Annotated in this window: 4 protein-coding genes; all 4 read right to left on the reverse strand. The window is 66.0% G+C overall.

Features of this window, described 5'->3' with window-relative positions; all coding sequences use genetic code 11:
* Positions 1–699 (reverse strand): tripartite tricarboxylate transporter substrate binding protein (locus DBR23_RS24765; RefSeq protein WP_108499898.1); only part of this gene is annotated, 699 nt, incomplete at its 3' end.
* Positions 700–766: 67 nt separating this feature from the next.
* Positions 767–2,266 (reverse strand): malonyl-CoA decarboxylase, encoded by a 1,500-nt coding sequence (locus tag DBR23_RS24770; RefSeq protein ID WP_108499896.1) that lies wholly within the window; start codon positions 2,264–2,266, stop codon positions 767–769.
* On the reverse strand, positions 2,263–2,931 hold the full coding sequence (locus DBR23_RS24775) for a GntR family transcriptional regulator (RefSeq protein WP_056064427.1): 669 nt from the start codon (positions 2,929–2,931) through the stop codon (positions 2,263–2,265). Before DBR23_RS24775 ends, DBR23_RS24770 begins: the two co-directional genes overlap by 4 nt.
* 376 nt (positions 2,932–3,307) lie before the next feature.
* The gene (locus DBR23_RS24780) at positions 3,308–4,225 is read right to left on the reverse strand and encodes a LysR family transcriptional regulator (RefSeq protein ID WP_108499897.1); all 918 of its coding nucleotides are present in this window, start codon (positions 4,223–4,225) and stop codon (positions 3,308–3,310) included.
* Positions 4,226–4,334: the final 109 nt, after the last annotated feature.

The raw sequence follows: 4,334 nt of genomic DNA on the forward strand, positions 1-4,334 counted from the left end.
TTTGGCGCCGGACACCATCAGCGCCTTGATACGGCCGCTCTTGATGTGATTGGCTGACGAGCCCAGGCCGTCGAACATCATGTCCACGTTGCCGCCAATGAGATCCTGCAGCGCCGGGCCTGCGCCCCGGTACGGGATGTGGGTGATGAAGGTGCCCGTCTGCTGCTTGAACAGCTCGCCCGCCAGATGGTGCGAGGTGCCTGCTCCGGCCGAACCGTAGTTGAGCTTGGCAGGGTTGCGCTTGATGTAGTCCAGAAACTGCTTGAAGTTGGTGGACGGCGTCTTGGGATTGACCACCAGCACCTGGGGCACGTTGGCCAGCAGCGCCAGGGGAATGAAGTCTTTCTCGATGTCGTAGTCGAGCTTGGGGTACATCGCAGGGGCAATCGCGTGGTGCACGGCGCCCATGAACAGCGTGTAGCCATCGGGCGCCGCCTTGGACGCAATGCTGGCACCCAGCGTGCCCCCGGCGCCCCCCCGGTTGTCGATCACCAGCGTCTTGCCTGTGCTTTTGGAAAACTGCGCAGCCAGCGGCCGGGCAAACGCATCGGTGCCGCCACCGGCGGGGAACGGCACCACCACCGTCACGGGCTTGCTGGGCCAGGTGCTTTGGGCCCAGCTGTTGCTGCTGGCCAGGCCCAGGCCTGCAGCCGCCGCGCCGAGCAATACACCCCGGCGTTGGATTCGCAAATCAGTCATTCCTTGTCTCCTGTCGTTGTAAAAATACGCGGTCACTGGTCCGCCCGGCATCTTGCCGGCCGCCCCGTCAGTCGCGGCAAAGGCTGTCGATGTCCCCCGACACTGGCACCTTGCCCTGCGCAAGCAAGCTGCGATGCTTGTCGATGCGCTTCAAGTCGTACAGATAGTTCACCATGAGCCCGTACGATTGTTTCTGCCCCTTGCTGGACGGATCACCCGCCCAGTTCAGGCGCTCTACCCGCGCGCCGTTGCCCAGGTGGAAGCGGGCCACGGGGTCTGCCGGTTTACCCTCTTGCAGCTCGCGGCCCAGATAGTACGCGGCGCATTCCAGCAGCATCTGGCGCACGGGGGATTTGGCGTCCAGCTCCAGCGCCTTGTCCACCGCCCCGAGCAAATGCGTGGCCTGCGGCGGCTCGAAGCCCACCGCGCGGCCCAGCTCGCTGCGGCGCTTGTCGTCCAGGCGGTCCAGCATGGCCCCTGCATGTTTGCCCAGCCAAGCGCGGAAACCCGGGATGGGCGACAACGTGGCAAAGGTGCGCAGGCGCGGAAACTCGGCCGTGAGCGTTTCCACCACATGCTTGATGAGCGAGTCGCCAAAGCTCACGCCGCGCAGGCCTGTTTGCGTGTTGCTGATGGAATAGAAGATGGCCGTGGTGGCCCGTGTGATGTCCACGGGCGCAGCGGCCTCGTCCAGCAGCGGCGTGATGCTGGACGAAATCTTGTCCACCAGCGCCACCTCCACAAAGATCAGCGGCTCGTTGGGCAGGCGTGGGTGGAAGAAGCCATAGCAGCGGCGGTCGCTGTCCAGGCGGTTCTTCAGGTCGGCCCAGCTGCGGATGTCGTGCACGGCCTCGTACTTGATGAGCTTTTCGAGCAGCGAGGCGGGCGAGTCCCACGACAGCCGGCGCAGCTCCAGAAAGGCCACGTCGAACCAGGTCGAAAACAAATGCTCCAGCTCGGCATCGAGCGGCAGCAGGCGCTTGTCGGCCTTGAGCAGCGGCAGGATTTCTGCGCGCATGTCCACCAGAAAACGCATGCCCTCGGGGAACGCCGAAAACCGCTGCAGCAGCCGCGTGCGGGGCGATACCAGCGCACGGCGCAGGCTGATCTCGGCCTGCCCTTCTTCGGCCGTGCCCGCCGCCGCTTCGTAGCGCTGGCGGGCCGACTTGAAGCGCGTGGCATCCGGTGCGAACTGCTCGCACATCAGCAGCCACATGTCGCGCCTTTCCTCGTGCTCGGCCTTCGCATACCAGTCGGCCACGGCCTGGGCGCGGCGGCCGCCTTCGATCTCGCTCACCTGGGGCGCTACCACCTCCTGCAGGTCGGCCAGCAGACGGCGCAATGCGCGGGGCGACAACGCCTCCTGGCCGCGCCGCAGGGTGGCCTGCAGGCGCTCATTGGTAGAACGCGGCACCGCGACCTTGGCGACCACATCGGTCACGGTTTTGTCGAGTGAGGCCTTGGCAGACTTGTCGGCGGTCTTGTCCCCCGCCTTGTCGGCGGCAGGCGCGGCAGTGCGCAGGCGTGACACGCTGCGGGTGATCCATTCGGGAGTGCTGTTGATCATGGGGTCAACCTCGATTGCTGGTTGCGGGCTACATCGCGCAGCGCATCGCGCTGGCGCAACAGATGGGTGCGCATGGCCTCCTCGGCCGCGTCGCAGTCGCGCGCCTTGAGCGCGGCAAACACGGCCAGATGCTCTGCCAGGCTTTGCTGCATGCGCCCGGGGGCATGCAGCGTCTTGTGGCGTGCCAGCCGCAGGATCTTGCGCAGGTCGCCAATCACCTGGGCCAGCCAGCGGTTGTCCGCCAGCGTGATGAAGGCCTCGTGGATGGCGTAGTTGGCTTCGTAGTAGTCGGTCATGCGCCCATCGGCCGCGCACTGTTGCAGGCGCTCGTGCAGCAGCTCCAGCGCGGCAATATCGGCCGCCACGGCCTTGCGCGTGGCCTCATGTGCGGCACGCCCCTCCAGCAATGCGATGACGGGAAAGATGTTGTCCAGATCGCTCTCGGTGACCTCGGCCACAAAACAACCCCGGCGCGGCTCATGGCGCAGCAGCCCCTCGGCCACCAGCACCTTGAGCGCTTCGCGCAGCGGGGTGCGCGAGATCTCCAGCCGCTCGCACAAGGCCGCCTCGTCCAGAAAGCTGCCGGGCGGCAAGGCGCCCGCAAAAATCTGCTCCCGCAGCCGGGAGGCGACTTCGTCGTGCAGTGAATTCGGGACAGGACGCATGTAAAACAAGGCTCCAGGGCACCAACCCGCGAGGCATCGGCTGTCAGCGGCTGAAGCACGGCGCAGGCCGATTGCCTGCAACACACCACTAACAGCTGACAACAGAGGCGATTGCCTCGCCATGTGTGTAATTTCTCATAATTACGTAAAATGACAAGGTGTAAACCCTGATTTGCAGACTTTGGTTACACAAAAGACGGCGACTGCGGTGGTTGCGCAACGCTGCGTGCCACATGGCAGCAAGGGTGGCGAACTTTGCTGCTGGTCCCAAGGAACCGTCGTTGGGTGATCAGCCCCGGGCCAGATGAGCGGCCGAGGGCGCAACACCCGCTGCGCCCTCCGCACGGTCGCCCTGCCCTAGCGCACCTCCCCCGCTTCACTCCACGCCCGCAAAACCTTCCACCAGGTGGTCGATCCACACCCGCAGCTTGGCTGGCAGAAACCGGTGGGACGGGTACAACACCCAGGCCGTGCCCGCGTACGAGGTCTTGTGCTCCCAGTCGGGCAACACGGTCACCAGGTCACCCCGCGCCAACGCAGCGCGCGCAGTAAAGCCCGGCAGGCTGGCAATGCCCAGGTGGCTCAGCGCGGCCTCCAGTCGCACCTCACTGTGGTTGGCCACATAGCGCCCGCGCACAGCCACCGTGGCGGATTCGCCTGCGCGCTCGAAGCGCCAGTGTCGGTCGCGCTCGTCCTCACCCAGGGTGATGCAGGCGTGGTGCTCCAGGTCGCGCGGGTGCTGGGGGTGGCCCCGCTCAGCCAGGTAATGCGGGCTGGCGCAGGCCAGGTGGCGCAGGGTCGCCAGCGGCCGCCCGGCCAGGCCCGGGGGTGGCGTATCGGTCACGCGCAGGGCCAGGTCGATGGGTTCCTCGAACAGGTCCACCGTGCGGTCGGTGATCAACAGCTGCACATCGACCTGGGGGTATTTCTGCAAAAACGGCAGCACCAGCGGGTGCACCAGCTGGCGCCCCACCGCCTTGGCCATGCTCATGCGCACCATGCCGGAGGGCGCGGCAGAGTGCGTGTCGCTCAGCGCCCACACCTCGCGTGCGGCAGACACCATGTCCTGACAACGGCTGTAGACCGCCGTGCCCGCATCGGTCAGCCGCAGCTTGCGGGTGGTGCGCTCCAGCAGGCGCACGCGCAGCGCCCCTTCCAGCCGAGCCACCTGGCGGCTAACCGCTGACGGTGTGATGCCCAGTTGCCGGGCGGCAGCCGAGAAGCTGCCCGCGTCCACCACACGCGCAAACACCGCCATGTCGGGGAGACTGTCCAGGGGTTGATTGATGCGCATGGGGAACAAGTGCAGTTCTTTGACGGCGATTATCAATGCATGGACGCAAATTGATAATTTCCCCAGCCCATCGTCGCCACGCGCGGCGCCCCACAGCCTCCCCCCAATC

This window comes from Acidovorax sp. HMWF018, from assembly GCF_003061035.1.
GTDB classification, from domain to species: Bacteria; Pseudomonadota; Gammaproteobacteria; order Burkholderiales; family Burkholderiaceae_C; genus Acidovorax; species Acidovorax delafieldii.

What these genes read in the sequence shown, in the direction of transcription:
- DBR23_RS24770 (WP_108499896.1), bottom strand. Translation starts at nt 2,266, where the DNA reads ATGATCAACAGCACTCCCGAATGGATCACCCGCAGCGTGTCACGCCTG.
- DBR23_RS24775 (WP_056064427.1), bottom strand. Translation starts at nt 2,931, where the DNA reads ATGCGTCCTGTCCCGAATTCACTGCACGACGAAGTCGCCTCCCGGCTG.
- DBR23_RS24780 (WP_108499897.1), bottom strand. Translation starts at nt 4,225, where the DNA reads ATGCGCATCAATCAACCCCTGGACAGTCTCCCCGACATGGCGGTGTTT.